Raw genomic sequence first — 15961 nt, 5'->3', positions numbered from 1 at the left:
GCTCTACTCCTCGTGCTCCCCGGCCGAGGACTCCGTGCCCTCGACAGCAGCCTCGGCCCCACCGGCGTCGGCTTCATCGGCCCCTTCGACCTCTTCGGCCTCACGACCAGCCTCGGCGTTGCGAGCGATGCCGACAACGGCATCCCGCTTGCCCAGGTTGATCAGTTGGACGCCCATGGTGTCACGGCCCGTCTCCCTGACTTCGTTGACTCGCGTACGAATCACACCGCCACCAAGGGTGATGGCGAGGATCTCATCCGTCTCCTCGACCACCAGCGCGCCCACGAGCGAACCACGGTCCTCCACGATCTTGGCGGCCTTGATACCGAGGCCACCGCGACCCTGGACGCGGTACTCGTCGACAGCGGTCCGCTTCGCGTACCCGCCGTCGGTAGCAGTGAACACGAACGTACCGGGCCGCACCACATTCATCGAGAGGAGCTGGTCCCCCTCACGGAAACTCATGCCCTTGACGCCCGAGGTCGCACGGCCCATCGGGCGCAGCGCATCGTCCGTCGCAGTGAACCGGATCGACTGGGCCTTCCTGCTGATGAGCAGCAGGTCGTCCTCGGCCGAGACCAGCTCGGCGCCGATCAGCTCGTCGTCGCTGCCGTCGTCCGTCTCACGAAGATTGATCGCGATGACGCCGCCCGAACGGGGTGAGTCGTAGTCCTTCAGCGGGGTCTTCTTGACCAGGCCGCCCTTGGTGGCGAGCACCAGGTAGGGCGCGGCGTTGTAGTCGCGGATCGCCAGGATCTCGGCGATCTGCTCGTCCGGCTGGAAGGCCAGCAGGTTGGCGACGTGCTGCCCGCGGGCATCCCGTCCGGCGTCGGGGAGCTCGTACGCCTTGGCCCGGTAGACACGGCCCTTGTTGGTGAAGAAGAGCAGCCAGTGGTGCGTGGTGGAGACGAAGAAGTGGTCGACGATGTCGTCTTCCTTGAGCTTCGTGCCCCGTACGCCCTTGCCTCCCCGCTTCTGCGAACGATAGTCGTCGGTCTTCGTGCGCTTCACATAGCCGCCACGCGTGATGGTGACGACGATGTCCTCCTCGGCGATCAGGTCCTCGATGGACATGTCACCGTCGAAGGGCACCAGCTTGGACCGCCGGTCGTCGCCGAACTTCTCGACCAGGACGGCCAGTTCGTCGCTGACGATCTGGCGCTGCTTCTCGGGCGAGGCCAGGATCGCGTTGTACTCGTTGATCTTCGTCTGCAGCTCGTCGTGCTCCTGCACGATCTTCTGGCGCTCCAGGGCGGCCAGTCGGCGCAGCTGCATCTCGAGGATGGCGTTGGCCTGGATCTCGTCGATCTCCAGGAGGTCCATCAGGCCGCCGCGCGCGACCTCGACCGTGTCACTGCGCCGGATCAGCGCGATGACCTCGTCGATCGCGTCGAGCGCCTTGAGCAGACCGCGCAGGATGTGCGCCCGCTCCTCGGCCTTGCGCAGCCGGAACTTCGTACGCCGGACGATGACCTCGACCTGGTGCGTCACCCAGTGGCGGATGAAGGCGTCCAGGGACAGCGTGCGCGGCACACCGTCGACCAGCGCCAGCATGTTCGCGCCGAAGTTGGTCTGCAGGTCGGTGTGCTTGTACAGGTTGTTCAGCACGACCTTGGCGACCGCGTCGCGCTTGAGCACGATGACCAGTCGCTGACCGGTACGCGAGGAGGTCTCGTCGCGGACGTCCGCGATCCCGCCGATCTTGCCGTCCTTCACGAGGTCGGCGATCTTCTGCGCGAGGTTGTCCGGGTTGGTCTGGTACGGAAGCTCCGTGACCACCAGGCACTGGCGGTTCTGGATCTCCTCGACGTCGACGACCGCGCGCATCGTGATGGAGCCACGACCCGTGCGGTACGCCTCCTCGATGCCCTTGCGGCCCACGACCAGCGCACCGCTCGGGAAGTCCGGGCCCTTGATCCGCTCGATGAGTGCGTCGAGCAGTTCCTCGTGGGTCGCTTCGGGGTGCTCCAGCGCCCACTGCGCGCCGGCCGCGACCTCGCGGAGGTTGTGCGGCGGGATGTTGGTCGCCATGCCGACCGCGATACCGGCCGACCCGTTGACCATCAGGTTCGGGAACCGCGCCGGCAGAACCGTCGGCTCCTGGTTGCGGCCGTCGTAGTTGTCCTGGAAGTCGACGGTCTCCTCGTCGATGTCCCGGAGCATCTCCATCGACAGCGGCTTGAGCCGGCACTCGGTGTACCGCATGGCGGCGGCCGGGTCGTTGCCCGGGGAGCCGAAGTTGCCGTTGGAGTCCACCAGCGGCATGCGCATCGACCACGGCTGGGCCAGGCGGACCAGGGCGTCGTAGATCGAGGAGTCACCGTGCGGGTGGTAGGTACCCATGACGTCGCCGACCACGCGGGCGCACTTGTAGAAGCCCTTCTCGGGCCGGTATCCGCCGTCGTACATCGCGTACAGCACGCGACGGTGGACGGGCTTGAGGCCGTCCCTGACGTCGGGCAGCGCACGCGACACGATGACGGACATCGCGTAGTCGAGGTAGGAGCGCTGCATCTCGGTCTCGAGCCCGACGGGCTCCACGCGCATCCCCACGCCCGGAATGGCGGGTTCCTCTTCGGGCATCACAGGGGTGTTCTCGTCGGCCATTGCTGGTCAAAGTCCTTTCGTGCGGTCAGCTGAGACCGACTCAGATGTCGAGGAACCGAACGTCCTTGGCATTGCGCTGGATGAAGGAACGCCGTGCCTCGACGTCCTCTCCCATCAGCACCGAGAACAGATCGTCGGCCTGCGCCGCGTCGTCCAGCGTGACCTGGCCGAGCACGCGGTGGTCCACGTCCATGGTCGTGATGCGCAGCTCCTCGGCATTCATCTCACCGAGGCCCTTGAAGCGCTGGATCGAGTCTTCCCGGATCCGCTTGCCGTTCTGCTTGCCGAGCTCGACGAGCGCGTCGCGCTCACGGTCCGAGTACGCGTACTCGAAGTCGTCCCGGCCCCACTTGATCTTGTAGAGCGGCGGGCGCGAGAGGTACACGTGCCCGGCCTCGACCAGCGGCCGCATGAAGCGGAAGAGGAAGGTCAGCAGCAGGGTATTGATGTGCTGGCCGTCGACGTCGGCGTCCGCCATCAGGATGATCTTGTGATAGCGGAGCTTCTCGATGTCGAAGTCCTCGTGGACTCCGGTGCCGAAGGCCGAGATCAGCGCCTGGACCTCGGTGTTCTGCAGGATCTTGTCGATCCGCGCCTTCTCGACGTTCAGGATCTTTCCGCGGATCGGCAGGATCGCCTGGTACATCGGATTACGGCCGGACTTCGCCGAACCGCCGGCGGAGTCGCCCTCGACGATGAAGATCTCGCACTTGGTGGGGTCGTTCGACTGGCAGTCGCTCAGCTTGCCCGGCAGCGAGGCGGACTCCAGCAGGCCCTTGCGGCGGGTGAGGTCACGGGCCTTGCGGGCCGCGACGCGCGCCGTCTGCGCCTGGACGGACTTGCGGATGATGTCCGCGGCCTCGTTGGGGTTGCGGTCGAACCAGTCCGTGAGGTGCTCGTGCACGACCTTCTGGACGAAGGTCTTCGCCTCGGTGTTGCCCAGCTTGGTCTTGGTCTGGCCCTCGAACTGGGGCTCGCCCAGCTTGACCGAGATGATCGCCGTCAGACCCTCGCGGATGTCCTCGCCGGAGAGGTTGTCGTCCTTCTCGCGCAGCAGCTTCTTGTCGCGCGCGTACCGGTTGACCAGGCCCGTCAGGGCGGACCGGAAGCCCTCTTCGTGGGTACCGCCCTCGTGCGTGTGGATCGTGTTCGCGAAGGAGTAGACACCCTCGGTGTACTGCGAGTTCCACTGCATCGCGATCTCGACCGAGAGCAGCCGCTCCTTGTCCTCGGCCTCGACGTCGATGACCGTGGGGTGGATGAGCTCGCCCTTGCGCGAGTTCAGGTACTTCACGAAGTCGACGATGCCGCCCTCGTAGAAGTACGTGACCGTGCGGACCGGCTCCTCGCCCGCCTCCTCGACGGTGTCGGCACCGGCGGTGGCCTTGGCCGACTCGCGCTCGTCCGTCAGCTTCAGGGTGAGGCCCTTGTTGAGGAAGGCCATCTCCTGGAAGCGCCGGGAGAGCGTCTCGAAGGAGTAGTCGGTGGTCTCGAACACGTCGGGGTCGGACCAGAACGTCACCGAGGTGCCGGTCTCGTCGGTCGCTTCGTTGCGCTGGAGGGGCGCCGTGGGCACGCCGAGCTTGTACTCCTGGGTCCAGCGGTAGCCGTCCGTCTTGATCTCGACGGAGACCTTGGAGGACAGGGCGTTGACGACGGACACGCCCACACCGTGCAGACCGCCGGAGACCGCGTAACCGCCGCCGCCGAACTTGCCGCCCGCGTGCAGAACGGTCAGCACGACCTCGACGGCCGGCTTGCCTTCCGACGGGACGATGCCGACCGGGATACCGCGGCCGTTGTCGATGACGCGCACGCCACCGTCGGCCAGGATGGTCACGTCGATCATGTCCGCGTGACCGGCCAGGGCCTCGTCGACGGAGTTGTCGACGACTTCTTGCACCATGTGGTGCAGGCCGCGCTCACCGGTGGACCCGATGTACATGCCGGGGCGCTTGCGGACCGCGTCCAGTCCCTCGAGGACGGTGATCGCGCTGGCGTCGTACGAGGCGGTGACCTCGCCGTGTCCGCCGGCGGGGATGGACGGATTGTTCTCGTTGGGGTTGCCGGAATCGGCCACGAAGCGCCCTTTCTGGCACAGCACAAGCCGTTCTCCGGGCAGGCGGGAGCGGCTGCGTCGTTCGACATGTTCCGCGAGAAGGCGGGATTGCTCACCAGTCTACCGGTACGGCTGACACTCATGGGGGTTTGCCGGTAGCTGAGTCCGCATGTGCCGCCCTGAACACCGGCCGTCCGACTCCCCACATCCGGGAAGGGGCTCCAGAGGGCTCACGCGGGCATTGAGAGCTTCGGGCTGTCAACCTCTGGCTACGGTGAGGGACACCCGGGGCGATGCGGGTGATACAGGGGGGAAGTGAGGGGTCCGCTTGGGGCGGGATCGTGGGTCTCGGCGGCGGAATCCGGGGACGCGGCGGTCCGGTCCGGGACGGGTCCCCAGGACCCGGTGTGACGCAGATCCCGCGACGCCCGGATGCGCCGGAGAAGGACACAGACGGGGGCCCGGGGCGGACCCGGCGGTTCCGTGCCAGGGGGTTCAGGGCCGGCGGTTCAGGTCACTCCGGAGGCGCTGGCGCCGGTTCTGCGATGGGGGATGAGCCGGTAGCTGAAGCGAGGCCACGGTTCCGGGCGGCGAGGGACCGGGGTGCGGAAAACCCGCCCCGCCTCACCCGTACGTGTCCCCCGGGCCCACACTCCCCGGCGCCCGCAGCGGCCCGTACCCCTTGCGCGGCCCTCCGGGCCCCAGCACCTTGATCAGCCGGACGGTGCCGTGCCCCAGGTCCTCGTTCAGGCGGGCCACCAGTCGTGGTGCCAGCAGCCGGAGCTGTGTCGCCCAGGCCGTCGAGTCGCACTGCACCGTCAGCACCCGCTCGTCGGGGTCCTCGTCGTAGCGCAGCGGCACACAGTGATTCGCCAGGTCCTCGCCCACGATCTGCGGCCAGCGGCCCATCACCCCGCCCACCGCGGCCGGCGTCTCCCAGCCGCGCTCGGTGATCAGCCGGTTGATGGCCGAGCCCAGCGGCAGGGGGTCGCGGCCGTCCGCGCGCGCCCCGGAGCGCAGCCCGCCGCCCCGCCTGGCCTGCCGCTTCTCCTGCGCCGCCGCACCCCGTGCCCGCGCCTGCTCCTTCGCGGCGCGCAGTGCGACCCGTGCCAGGTCGACCCCGGACGTCTGGGGTTCCTGGGGGGTGTCGGCCGGAATCTCGTCGCTCATACCCGCTCCACCTCGCCGCCGGCCACGGCGTACCGAGCCCCGGCCAGCACCCCCGGCACATCGTCGTCGACGGCCGCCGTCACCAGGACCTGCTCACCCGGAGCCACCAGTTCCGCCAGGCGCTCGCGCCGTTTCACATCCAGCTCGGCGAAGACGTCGTCCAGGACGAGCACGGGCTCATTGCCCTCCGCGCGGAGCAGGTCGTACGAGGCCAGGCGCAGTGCCAGCGCATAGGACCACGACTCTCCGTGGCTGGCGTACCCCTTCGCCGGCAGCTGCCCGAGCTTGAGCACCAGCTCGTCACGGTGCGGCCCGACCAGCGTCACGCCCCGCTCGATCTCCTGCTTGCGCACCTCGCCGAGCGCGGCGATCAGCTGTGCGTACAGCTCGTCACGGCCGCTCGGCCCGTCGGCGGCGGCGCCCGGGGAGTCGTCCGCTCCGGATTCCGCCGCAGCGGCGGAGGAACGGTACTCCAGCGCCAACGGCCCACCGCCGGGGGCCAGTGCGTCGTACGCCTTGTCAGCGAGTGGCTGCAACGCGGCGATCAGCTCGGCGCGCTGCGCCAGCAACTCCGCGCCCGCCCGCGCCAGATGCTGGTCCCAGACGTCCAGTGTGGACAGGTCCATCCCGCGTCCCCCGTGCCGCCGTGCCATCGCCGCGGACTTCAGCAGGGTGTTGCGCTGCTTGAGCACACGGTCGTAGTCGGAGCGGACCCCGGCCATCCGCGGCGAGCGCGCCGTGACGAGTTCGTCCAGGAAGCGGCGCCGCTCGCCCGGGTCGCCCTTGACGAGCGCGAGGTCCTCCGGCGCGAACAGCACTGTGCGCACTATCCCCAGCACATCACGCGGTCTGACCTGCGATGACCTGTTGATACGCGCCCGGTTCGCCCGCCCCGGGTTGAGTTCGAGCTCGACCAGCTGGGAGCGCTCGCCCTGCGTGACGGCCGCGCGGATCACCGCACGCTCGGCTCCCATGCGCACCAGGGGCGCGTCCGACGAGACGCGGTGACTGGCCAGCGTCGCCAGATAGCCGACCGCCTCGACGAGATTGGTCTTGCCCTGCCCGTTCGCCCCCACGAACGAGGTGACGCCCGGATCGAGCGGGACCTCGACCCGGGCGTACGAGCGGAAGTCGGCCAGCGACAAGTGCGTGACGTGCATGGATGTGCGCCGACCTCCCCCGGCTGGGACTTACTTGGTGTTCTCCACCGCGTGGCCGCCGAACTGGTTGCGCAGCGCGGCGATCATCTTCATCTGCGGTGAGTCGTCCTGACGGGAGGCGAACCGGGCGAACAGCGACGCCGTGATCGCGGGCAGCGGCACGGCGTTGTCGATCGCGGCTTCCACAGTCCACCGGCCCTCGCCGCTGTCCTGTGCATAACCCCGCAGCTTCTCCAAGTGCTCGTCCTCGTCGAGGGCGTTGACCGCCAGGTCGAGCAGCCACGAGCGGATGACGGTGCCTTCCTGCCAGGAGCGGAAGACCTCACGCACATCGGTGACCGAGTTGACCTTCTCGAGCAGCTCCCAGCCCTCGGCGTAGGCCTGCATCATGGCGTACTCGATGCCGTTGTGGACCATCTTGGCGAAGTGGCCGGCGCCGACCTTGCCGGCGTGGACGGAGCCGAAATCGCCCTCGGGCTTGAGCGCGTCGAAGATGGGCTGGACCTTCGCCACGTTCTCCGCGGTTCCGCCGTACATCAGCGCGTAGCCGTTGTCCAGGCCCCAGACGCCGCCGGAGACACCGCAGTCGACGAAGCCGATGTCCTTGAGGCCCAGCTCGACGGCGTGCTTCTCGTCGTCGGTCCAGCGCGAGTTGCCGCCGTCCACGACGACATCTCCGGGGGACAGCAGGGCGGCCAGCTCGTCGATCGTCGACTGGGTCGCGGCGCCCGCCGGGACCATGACCCACACGACCCGCGGGCCCTTCAGCTTCTCCACAAGCTCCTGCAGGCTGTGGACATCGGCGAGGTCCGCGTTGCGGTCGTAGCCGAGGACGGTGTGGCCCGCGCGGCGGATGCGCTCGCGCATGTTGCCGCCCATCTTGCCGAGGCCGACGAGACCGAGCTCCATCTGAAGTTCCTTTAGCGTTGTATGCCGATTCGTACCCGGCTCCGAGCCTACGCCCGGAGGGTCGGAGCAGCCCGGCAGGCCTGCTCGGAGAGTGAGCAGGCCCCGGAAGTGTCCGCGCCCTGTGGGCTCAGCCGGAGAGCCGTACGGGCATGATCAGGTACTTGTACGCATCGTCCGCCTCGGCGTCCACAGCCGGCCTGCCGCTCAGCAGCGCGGGCTTCGTGGACGTGGTGAACGACAGCTGGGCGACCGGCGAGTCGATCGCGCTCAGACCGTCGAGCAGGAAGGTCGGGTTGAAGGCGATCGAGATGTCGTCGCCCTCCAGCTGCGCGTCCACACGTTCCACAGCCTGTGCATCGTCGCTGGAGCCGGCCTCCAGGATCAGCACGCCCTGCTCGAAGCTGAGCCGGACCGGAGTGTTGCGCTCGGCCACCAGGGCCACACGCTTCACAGCCTCGACGAACGGCGCGGTCTCGATCACCGCGACGGAGTTGAACTCGGTCGGGAACAGCGTCCGGTACTTCGGCAGATCGCCTTCGAGGAGGCGGGTGGTGGTGCGCCGCCCGGCACCCTCGAAACCGATCAGGCCCTCTCCGGCGCCGGAGCTGGAGAGCGCGAGCGTCACCGTGTCGCCACTGGTGAGCGCCTTGGCGGTGTCCAGGAGCGTCTTGGCGGGCACCAGGGCGACGGCGGACGCGTCCGGGTTCTCCGGCTTCCACAGGAACTCGCGGACCGCGAAGCGGTAGCGGTCGGTGGAGGCCAGGGTGACGGTGTCGCCCTCGATCTCGATCCGCACACCGGTGAGGACAGGCAGGGTGTCGTCGCGGCCGGCGGCGATGGCGACCTGCGCGGCGGCGGAGGCGAAGACCTCACCGGGCACGGTGCCGGTCGCGGTCGGCATCTGCGGCAGCGCCGGGTACTCCTCCACAGGCAGGGTGTGGAGTGTGAATCGCGAGGAGCCGCAGACCACGGTCGCTCGTACACCGTCTGTGGAAATCTCCACCGGGCGGTTGGGGAGGGCGCGGCAGATGTCGGCGAGCAGGCGGCCGGAGACGAGCACGGTGCCGTCCTCGTCGACCTCCGCCTCCACGGAGACCTTGGCCGAGACCTCGTAGTCGAAGCTCGAGAAGCTGAGGGCGCCGTCCTCGGCCTTCAGCAGAAGGCCGGCAAGTACGGGCGCCGGCGGACGGGCCGGGAGGCTCCGGGCCACCCAGGCCACCGCCTCCGCGAGTACATCGCGCTCAACCCGGATCTTCACCGGAACCGCCTCCTGCTGTTGCTGGCTCGCCCTTGCTGGCCTTCGTCGTCGGCTGTGTTGCCGGGGACCAGTCTGACGCACAGCACCGACAGTCGGTGCGGGTCGGGGTCAAGTCGTGGCGACCGGTGCGCCGGGCTCCTGGCTCGAGTTGTGCACAGGGCCCTCTTCGAAGCGAATTTCCCGGTAACTCTAAGTGGGAGTAGTAGTAGGGCCTGTGGAAACCGTGGATAACGTCGTTTTCCCAGGTCAGACCCACTTTTTTGTCCACCGTGCCTGTGGGCGGGACCGGTGGACAACCGGGGGTTTCTGTGGACACCGGAAAGTTCTGCACATCCGATGCACAGCCGGAGGGGACTTCTCCCCAGCGCTGTCCCCAGCTTTACCCACGTTCCCCACAGGCCAACCTGCCACCTTGGTGTGACGGCTTTCACTCGACACGGTGAGAGGGCGTGTTTCGTTGCCGAACAGTGGACAGCGGTGTGGAGAAGCTGTGGGCAACGCGGCGCAGCCTGTGGGTCGCCGGTGGACAACGTCGATCATGGCCTGTGGACGATTTCTGTGTCCACAGTCTGTGGAGCACGGTTGGCCACAAATCCACAAGGCACTGACCTGCTGTGATGAAGTCTCAGCAACCGTACCTGTGGACGCAATCTGGACAACTTCCCGGTCCCCAGGCTGTGGACGGAAGATCTTCCCCAGATCTGTGGAGAACCCCTCCGCCCGGTCGCCTATTCGAACAGCCGGCGCCGCTCGCTCCGGTCCGCGGCCGCGCGCAGCACAGCAAAACGCCCCGGGATCTGGTGTCCCGGGGCGTTGCGAAGGGGGTGTCGAGCGGCCCTGTCAGCCGTTCTTGATGCGATTGGTGAGCTCGGTGACCTGGTTGTAGATCGAGCGCCGCTCGGCCATCAGGGCACGGATCTTCCGGTCGGCGTGCATCACGGTGGTGTGGTCACGGCCGCCGAACTGCGCGCCGATCTTCGGCAGCGACAGATCGGTGAGCTCCCGGCACAGGTACATGGCGATCTGCCGGGCCGTGACGAGCACCCGGCTGCGGGAGGAGCCGCAGAGGTCCTCCACCGTGAGACCGAAGTAGTCGGCGGTCGCGGCCATGATGGCGCTCGCGGTGATCTCCGGCGCCGAGTCCTCGCCGCCGGGGATCAGGTCCTTCAGCACGATCTCGGTGAGCCCGAGGTCCACCGGCTGCCGGTTCAGCGATGCGAAGGCTGTCACCCGGATCAGCGCACCCTCCAGCTCGCGGATGTTGCGCGAGATACGGGAGGCGATGAACTCCAGCACCTCCGGCGGAGCGTTGAGCTGCTCCTGGACGGCCTTCTTCCGGAGGATCGCGATCCGCGTCTCCAGCTCCGGGGGCTGCACATCCGTCGTCAGACCCCACTCGAAACGGTTCCGCAGCCGGTCCTCCAGCGTCATCAGCTGCTTGGGCGGCCGGTCCGAGGAGAGCACGATCTGCTTGTTCGCGTTGTGGAGCGTGTTGAAGGTGTGGAAGAACTCCTCCTGCGTCGACTCCTTGCTCGCGAGGAACTGGATGTCGTCGACCAGCAGGATGTCCACATCGCGGTAGCGCTTGCGGAAGGTGTCGCCCTTGCCGTCGCGGATCGAGTTGATGAACTCGTTGGTGAACTCCTCCGAGCTCACGTACCGCACCCGCGTCCCCGGATAGAGGCTGCGCGCGTAGTGCCCGATGGCGTGCAGCAGGTGCGTCTTGCCGAGACCCGACTCCCCGTAGATGAAGAGCGGGTTGTATGCCTTCGCCGGGGCCTCGGCCACCGCGACGGCGGCCGCGTGGGCGAACCGGTTCGACGCTCCGATGACGAAGGTGTCGAAGAGGTACTTCGGATTCAGCCGGGCATGCGGCTCGCCGGGGCCGGGCGCCGGCGAGGGCTGTGCACCCAGTGGCCCGGGCGCGCCCTGGGAGACACCGCGGTGCGGAGACTGGGGCTCCATCTCACGGCGCTCCGGCCGCTGCTGCTCGTACTGCTGACGCTCCGGCGGCTGCGGCGACCGGTAGTCGCGCTGCGGCTGGTGGGGTCTGGTGGTGGCGTACGGGTCGCGGTCCTGGAAGCCGCCGAGCCGCGGCTGCTGCCAGGACAGGTCCTCCTGAGTACGCGGCCAGGCTCCGGGCTCGGGCCGCTGCTGCTGATAGTCGGAGTCCTGTCGCTGCTGCTGGTACTCCTGCTCCTGCCGTTGCTGCTGGTACTCCGGATAGGCCGGACGGATCTCCGGCAGGCCGTCGTCGGAGGGCCGGTGACCGTATCCCCGGTAGCGGTCGTCCTGGGGCTCGTCGTGATGCGGCCCCTGATAGAGGGGGGCCTGCGACTGCTGCGGCGCGGACAACTGCGACGGCGGGGGCTCCCCCGCGGAGTCGTCGACGGTGATCGCGATCCGGATGGGGCGCCCGCACTCGCGGCTCAGGGTCTCGCTGATCAGTGGGGCGAGCCGGCCTTCGAGGACACGCTTGCCCCATTCATTGGGGACGGCGAGCAGTGCGGTGTCGGCGACCAGCGCGAGAGGCTGGCAGCGCTCGATCCACTGCTTGTCCTTGGACTCGATGCCCTGCTGGCCCTCTGCGAGGAGCTGCTCCAGCACTCGTGGCCACACTGCGGCAAGATCGGCAGGTACGTCAGCCACAAGGCACGCTCTCTCGCAGGTCCCACGAATGTGTGGTTCTCGGGACGGGATAGGAAGACAGGCAGGAAAGGAATAGGAGTTCCGCCAAGGTAGTCAGGGCGACCCGCGCGGTTCAAGTTGTTGTCCACAGCCTGTGCATAGTGTGGGCCGCCCCGGGGCCGGTTTGACCGGATGGCGTAGCCGCGCGTACCGTGACCAGGTCGAGTTGTCGATGGCTGCTGCCGCCTGCCTCCGATGGGCAAAGATCACGGTCTGTGATCGTGAAGCGGTGCACTCGGGCGTATTGCGAGCTACTCGTGGGCGCACGGTGACAGCCAGGCGATGTCCCGCCATCCACGATCTTTAACTGGAGCCCCCGAGTGAGCAAGCGCACCTTCCAGCCGAACAACCGTCGTCGTGCCAAGACCCACGGCTTCCGTCTGCGCATGCGTACCCGTGCCGGCCGCGCGATTCTCGCGTCTCGCCGTGGCAAGGGTCGCGCGAGCCTGTCCGCCTGATCACTTACAGGTCATGACGTGCTGCCTACCGAGAATCGGCTGAGGCGGCGCGAGGACTTCGCGACCGCGGTACGCCGAGGACGCCGGGCCGGGCGCCCGCTCCTCGTCGTCCATCTACGCAGCGGTGCCACGGACCCGCACGCGACGGGGGAGACAGCTCCCCCGACGTGTGCGGGTTTCGTCGTGAGCAAGGCAGTGGGCGGAGCGGTCGTACGCAACAAGGTCAAGCGTCGACTGCGGCACCTGATGCGCGATCGTCTCGCCGAGCTGCCCCCCGGTAGCCTGGTGGTCGTACGGGCGCTGCCCGGCGCGGGTGACGCCGACCAAGCACAGCTGGCCCGAGACCTGGACGCCGCTCTCGAGCGGTTGCTGGGAGGGGGCGCGCGATGAAGTACCCGCTGCTGGCCCTGATCAAGCTGTATCAGTGGACGATCAGCCCCATGCTGGGGCCCGTCTGCAGGTACTACCCGTCGTGTTCGCACTACGGATACACGGCCATCGACCGTCACGGTGCGATCAAGGGCACAGCACTGACCGCCTGGCGCATCCTGCGGTGCAATCCGTGGTCGCCGGGCGGTGTGGACCATGTGCCGCCACGCAAGCGTCCGCGGTGGCACGAGATGCTGCGTGATGCGTTGCGCGGCAGCAAGGGCGGGCAATCCGCCGCTGATGCGCCGTCCCGGGAGTCGGTCACCGACCTTCCGAGTCCGGCCGCAGAGACCTCGCCCCATGCTCAAGGAGCCTGATTAGTGGACACGATTGCCAGTATCTTCAGCTTTATCACCACGCCAGTTTCGTGGGTCATCGTCCAGTTCCACAGTCTCTACGGGGCGATCTTCGGCCCGGACACGGGCTGGGCCTGGGGGCTGTCGATCGTGTCGCTGGTGATCCTCATCCGGATCTGCCTGATCCCGCTGTTCGTCAAGCAGATCAAGGCGACGCGGAACATGCAGGCGCTCCAGCCCAAGATGAAGGCGATCCAGGAGCGCTACAAGAGCGACAAGCAGCGTCAGTCCGAAGAGATGATGAAGCTGTACAAGGAGACGGGTACGAACCCGCTCTCCTCGTGCCTTCCCATCCTGGCCCAGTCGCCGTTCTTCTTCGCGCTGTACCACGTGCTCAGCAAGATCGCCTCGGGTGACACGATCGGCGTTCTCAACCAGAGCCTGGTCGACAGTGCCCGGCAGGCCCACATCTTCGGTGCACCGATCGCCGCGAAGTTCATGGACAGCCCCGAAAAGGTCGCTGCGCTCGACGCCACCCTGACGGACGTCCGGATCGTCACCGCGGTCATGATCGTGATGATGTCGGCGTCGCAGTTCTACACGCAGCGCCAGCTGATGCTGAAGAACGTCGACCTGACGGTGAAGACCCCGTACATGCAGCAGCAGAAGATGCTGATGTACATCTTCCCGGTCATCTTCGCCGTGATGGGCATCAACTTCCCCGTCGGTGTTCTCGTCTACTGGCTGACCACCAACGTGTGGACCATGGGCCAGCAGATGTTCGTCATCAACCAGAACCCCACCCCCGGCAGCAAGGCTCAGGACCACTACCTGCAGCGTGTGCTGAAGAGCGTCACCGCTTCGGGCGAGGTGAAGTCGCGCCGCAAGCGGACCGTCATCCAGGCCATCGTCGCCAAGGGCACGGACCGCAACGACAACGAGCGCAAGTTCATCACCGGTCTGGCCAAGGCGGGCTTCGCGGCCCAGGCGGACGGCACGGTGACCAAGAGCGACGAAGCCGCGGTCGAGGCAGAGGGCGCCGGTGCCCAGCGGCGCCAGCAGCCCAAGCGGCAGACCAAGGCGAAGCGCTCGTCCGGCGTCGCCCAGCCGGGTACGGCCAAGAGCGTGGATGACGCGCCGGCCAAGCCGTCCCTGGAGAAGAACGCTCCGGAGGACGCCAAGCCGAACTCGGCCGGCAAGTCCCCCTCCGGGTCCGCGCGCCAGCAGCCCAAGTCCGGACAGCGCAAAGGCCAGCAGCGGCCCAAGCACCCGTCGTCCAAGAAGTAAGCAAGAAGGAGTCCATCCGTGACGGAAGGCACCATCCCCGCTGCCGTAGACAGTGGCGACACCCTGACCCGCCTCGAGCAGGAAGGGGAGATCGCCGCCGACTACCTCGAGGGTCTGCTCGACATCGCCGACCTTGACGGCGACATCGACATGGACGTCGAGGCCGACCGGGCTGCGGTCTCGATCATCAGCGACTCGAGCGGCCGGGATCTGCAGAAGCTCGTCGGCCGTGACGGGGAGGTCCTGGAAGCCCTCCAGGAGCTGACCCGGCTCGCCGTGCACCGCGAGACCGGTGACCGCAGCCGGCTGATGCTGGACATCGCGGGCTTCCGGGCCAGGAAGCGCACTGAGCTCGCCGAGCTCGGTGCCAAGGCCGCCGACGAGGTGAAGAGCTCCGGTGAGCCGGTCAAGCTCGACCCGATGACACCCTTCGAGCGCAAGGTCGTGCACGACGCGGTCGCGGCCGCGGGTCTGCGCAGCGAGTCCGAGGGCGAGGAGCCGCAGCGCTTCGTCGTCGTCCTCCCTGCCTGACCACCATCGTTTCCTCGGCCCCGTCTGTTTCGCAGACGGGGCCGATCTTTGTCAGCCTGATAGTCAGCCACCACGGTCCACATTGCGGCAATGCGGTACGGAAGGACGGTCCCCGTGACGGAGGCAGCAGAGGCTCCTCAGGCTCCTGAGGAAGCGAGGGCGGTATTCGGCGACTTCTTCCCGGAAGCCGTGCGCTATGCGGAGCTGCTCGCGGACGCCGGCGTGAAGCGCGGCCTGATCGGTCCGCGCGAGGTGCCGCGGCTGTGGGAGCGGCACCTGCTGAACTGCGCTGTCCTCTCCGAGGTGGTCCCGCGGAACGTCACGGTCTGCGATGTCGGCTCCGGGGCAGGACTCCCGGGTATCCCGCTCGCCCTGGTGCGCCCGGATCTGAAGATCACGCTCCTGGAACCTCTGCTGCGCAGGACGAACTTTCTCCAGGAAGTGGTCGAGCTGCTGGGGCTCGACCATGTGACCGTGGTACGGGGGCGGGCCGAGGAGGTCCTGGGCTCGCTGCCTCCCGTCCATGTGGTCACGGCTCGCGCCGTGGCTCCCCTCGACCGGCTGGCCGGCTGGGGAGTCCCTCTGCTGCGTCCCTACGGGGAGATGCTGGCGCTCAAGGGCGACACCGCCGAGGAAGAGCTCCAGGGAGCACGGGCGGCGCTGAGCAAGCTCGGTGTCGTGGAGACCTCGGTGCTGCATGTCGGCGAGGGCCATGTCAATCCGCTCTCCACCGTGGTGCGGGTGGAGGTCGGCGAGAGCCCTGGCGGAGTGCGTTTCGCGGCCAAGCGGGCGAAGGCCGCCCGTACTAGCCGCACTCGGCGACGGCGCTGATCTCCGTGCCGTGATCCAGCTGTTCCCTTCCGGCCGGTCCGTACTGTCTATGAGCGATGCTCCATACAAGCTTCCATACGTACGCATTTCGGAGTGTCGTGCGGATGTAGTCCTGCGGCGCGTGCATCGTGTTTCACGTGAAACGTCGCTCACTGCTGCAGGGAATCATTAGCCGCGGCCGAGCAGCCGCCCCGATTCGGAACCGTGCGCCCCTCGTAAGGGCTAGGGAGATGTCCACAGAGGTGGATTCCTCCACAGAACCACGGGCCTCGCTGGTT

General features: G+C 67.7%; 13 protein-coding genes. 6 read left to right on the top strand and 7 right to left on the bottom strand.

Annotated features, from left to right (window positions below):
- Positions 1 to 3: 3 nt before the first annotated feature.
- From gyrA to dnaA, 7 genes are all read right to left on the bottom strand, one after another.
- Positions 4 to 2607 (bottom strand): DNA gyrase subunit A, encoded by a 2604-nt coding sequence (gene gyrA / locus ACQPWZ_RS18235; RefSeq protein WP_433571870.1) that lies wholly within the window; start codon positions 2605 to 2607, stop codon positions 4 to 6.
- Positions 2608 to 2647: 40 nt separating this feature from the next.
- On the bottom strand, positions 2648 to 4711 hold the full coding sequence (gene gyrB, locus ACQPWZ_RS18230) for a DNA topoisomerase (ATP-hydrolyzing) subunit B (RefSeq protein ID WP_340474138.1): 2064 nt from the start codon (positions 4709 to 4711) through the stop codon (positions 2648 to 2650).
- 579 nt (positions 4712 to 5290) lie between these two features.
- On the bottom strand, positions 5291 to 5836 hold the full coding sequence (locus ACQPWZ_RS18225; protein ID WP_327682366.1) for a DUF721 domain-containing protein: 546 nt from the start codon (positions 5834 to 5836) through the stop codon (positions 5291 to 5293).
- The gene (gene recF, locus ACQPWZ_RS18220) at positions 5833 to 6996 is read right to left on the bottom strand and encodes a DNA replication/repair protein RecF (protein WP_356704267.1); all 1164 of its coding nucleotides are present in this window, start codon (positions 6994 to 6996) and stop codon (positions 5833 to 5835) included. The genes ACQPWZ_RS18225 and recF overlap by 4 nt, the downstream gene beginning before the upstream one ends.
- Before the next feature lie 30 nt (positions 6997 to 7026).
- Positions 7027 to 7905 (bottom strand): phosphogluconate dehydrogenase (NAD(+)-dependent, decarboxylating), encoded by an 879-nt coding sequence (gene gnd / locus ACQPWZ_RS18215; RefSeq protein WP_405571162.1) that lies wholly within the window; start codon positions 7903 to 7905, stop codon positions 7027 to 7029.
- A gap of 127 nt (positions 7906 to 8032) precedes the next feature.
- Positions 8033 to 9163, bottom strand: coding sequence for a DNA polymerase III subunit beta (gene dnaN / locus ACQPWZ_RS18210; RefSeq protein ID WP_313945308.1), 1131 nt, complete (start codon positions 9161 to 9163; stop codon positions 8033 to 8035).
- An 840-nt stretch (positions 9164 to 10003) separates the two neighbouring features.
- Complete coding sequence (gene dnaA, locus ACQPWZ_RS18205; protein WP_340474134.1) at positions 10004 to 11812, bottom strand: chromosomal replication initiator protein DnaA; 1809 nt, start codon at positions 11810 to 11812, stop codon at positions 10004 to 10006.
- Positions 11813 to 12171: 359 nt separating this feature from the next.
- On the opposite strand from dnaA, the gene rpmH reads away from it, so the two are divergent.
- The 6 genes from rpmH (at position 12172) to rsmG (ending at position 15683) form a co-directional block, all read left to right on the top strand.
- Complete coding sequence (rpmH, locus tag ACQPWZ_RS18200) at positions 12172 to 12309, top strand: 50S ribosomal protein L34 (protein WP_010985740.1); 138 nt, start codon at positions 12172 to 12174, stop codon at positions 12307 to 12309.
- An 18-nt stretch (positions 12310 to 12327) separates the two neighbouring features.
- Complete coding sequence (gene rnpA, locus ACQPWZ_RS18195) at positions 12328 to 12699, top strand: ribonuclease P protein component (protein ID WP_313945310.1); 372 nt, start codon at positions 12328 to 12330, stop codon at positions 12697 to 12699.
- Positions 12696 to 13055 carry a membrane protein insertion efficiency factor YidD gene (gene yidD, locus ACQPWZ_RS18190; RefSeq protein ID WP_340474132.1) on the top strand — a complete coding sequence of 120 codons (360 nt, stop codon included), beginning with the start codon at positions 12696 to 12698 and terminating at the stop codon, positions 13053 to 13055. The genes rnpA and yidD overlap by 4 nt, the downstream gene beginning before the upstream one ends.
- 3 nt (positions 13056 to 13058) lie before the next feature.
- Positions 13059 to 14321, top strand: a complete 1263-nt coding sequence (gene yidC, locus ACQPWZ_RS18185) for a membrane protein insertase YidC (protein WP_433571869.1) — start codon at positions 13059 to 13061, stop codon at positions 14319 to 14321.
- 18 nt (positions 14322 to 14339) lie between these two features.
- Positions 14340 to 14852 (top strand): protein jag, encoded by a 513-nt coding sequence (locus ACQPWZ_RS18180; protein ID WP_313945313.1) that lies wholly within the window; start codon positions 14340 to 14342, stop codon positions 14850 to 14852.
- Between the two features lie 90 nt (positions 14853 to 14942).
- Positions 14943 to 15683 (top strand): 16S rRNA (guanine(527)-N(7))-methyltransferase RsmG, encoded by a 741-nt coding sequence (gene rsmG, locus ACQPWZ_RS18175; RefSeq protein ID WP_433571868.1) that lies wholly within the window; start codon positions 14943 to 14945, stop codon positions 15681 to 15683.
- Positions 15684 to 15961 lie beyond the last annotated feature (278 nt).

It is taken from the genome of Streptomyces sp. CA-251247 (assembly GCF_050952975.1).
Classification (GTDB): domain Bacteria; phylum Actinomycetota; class Actinomycetes; order Streptomycetales; family Streptomycetaceae; genus Streptomyces; species Streptomyces achmelvichensis.
The sequence above is the reverse complement of the archived record's forward strand: the minus strand, read 5'-3'. Positions and strand labels throughout refer to the sequence as shown.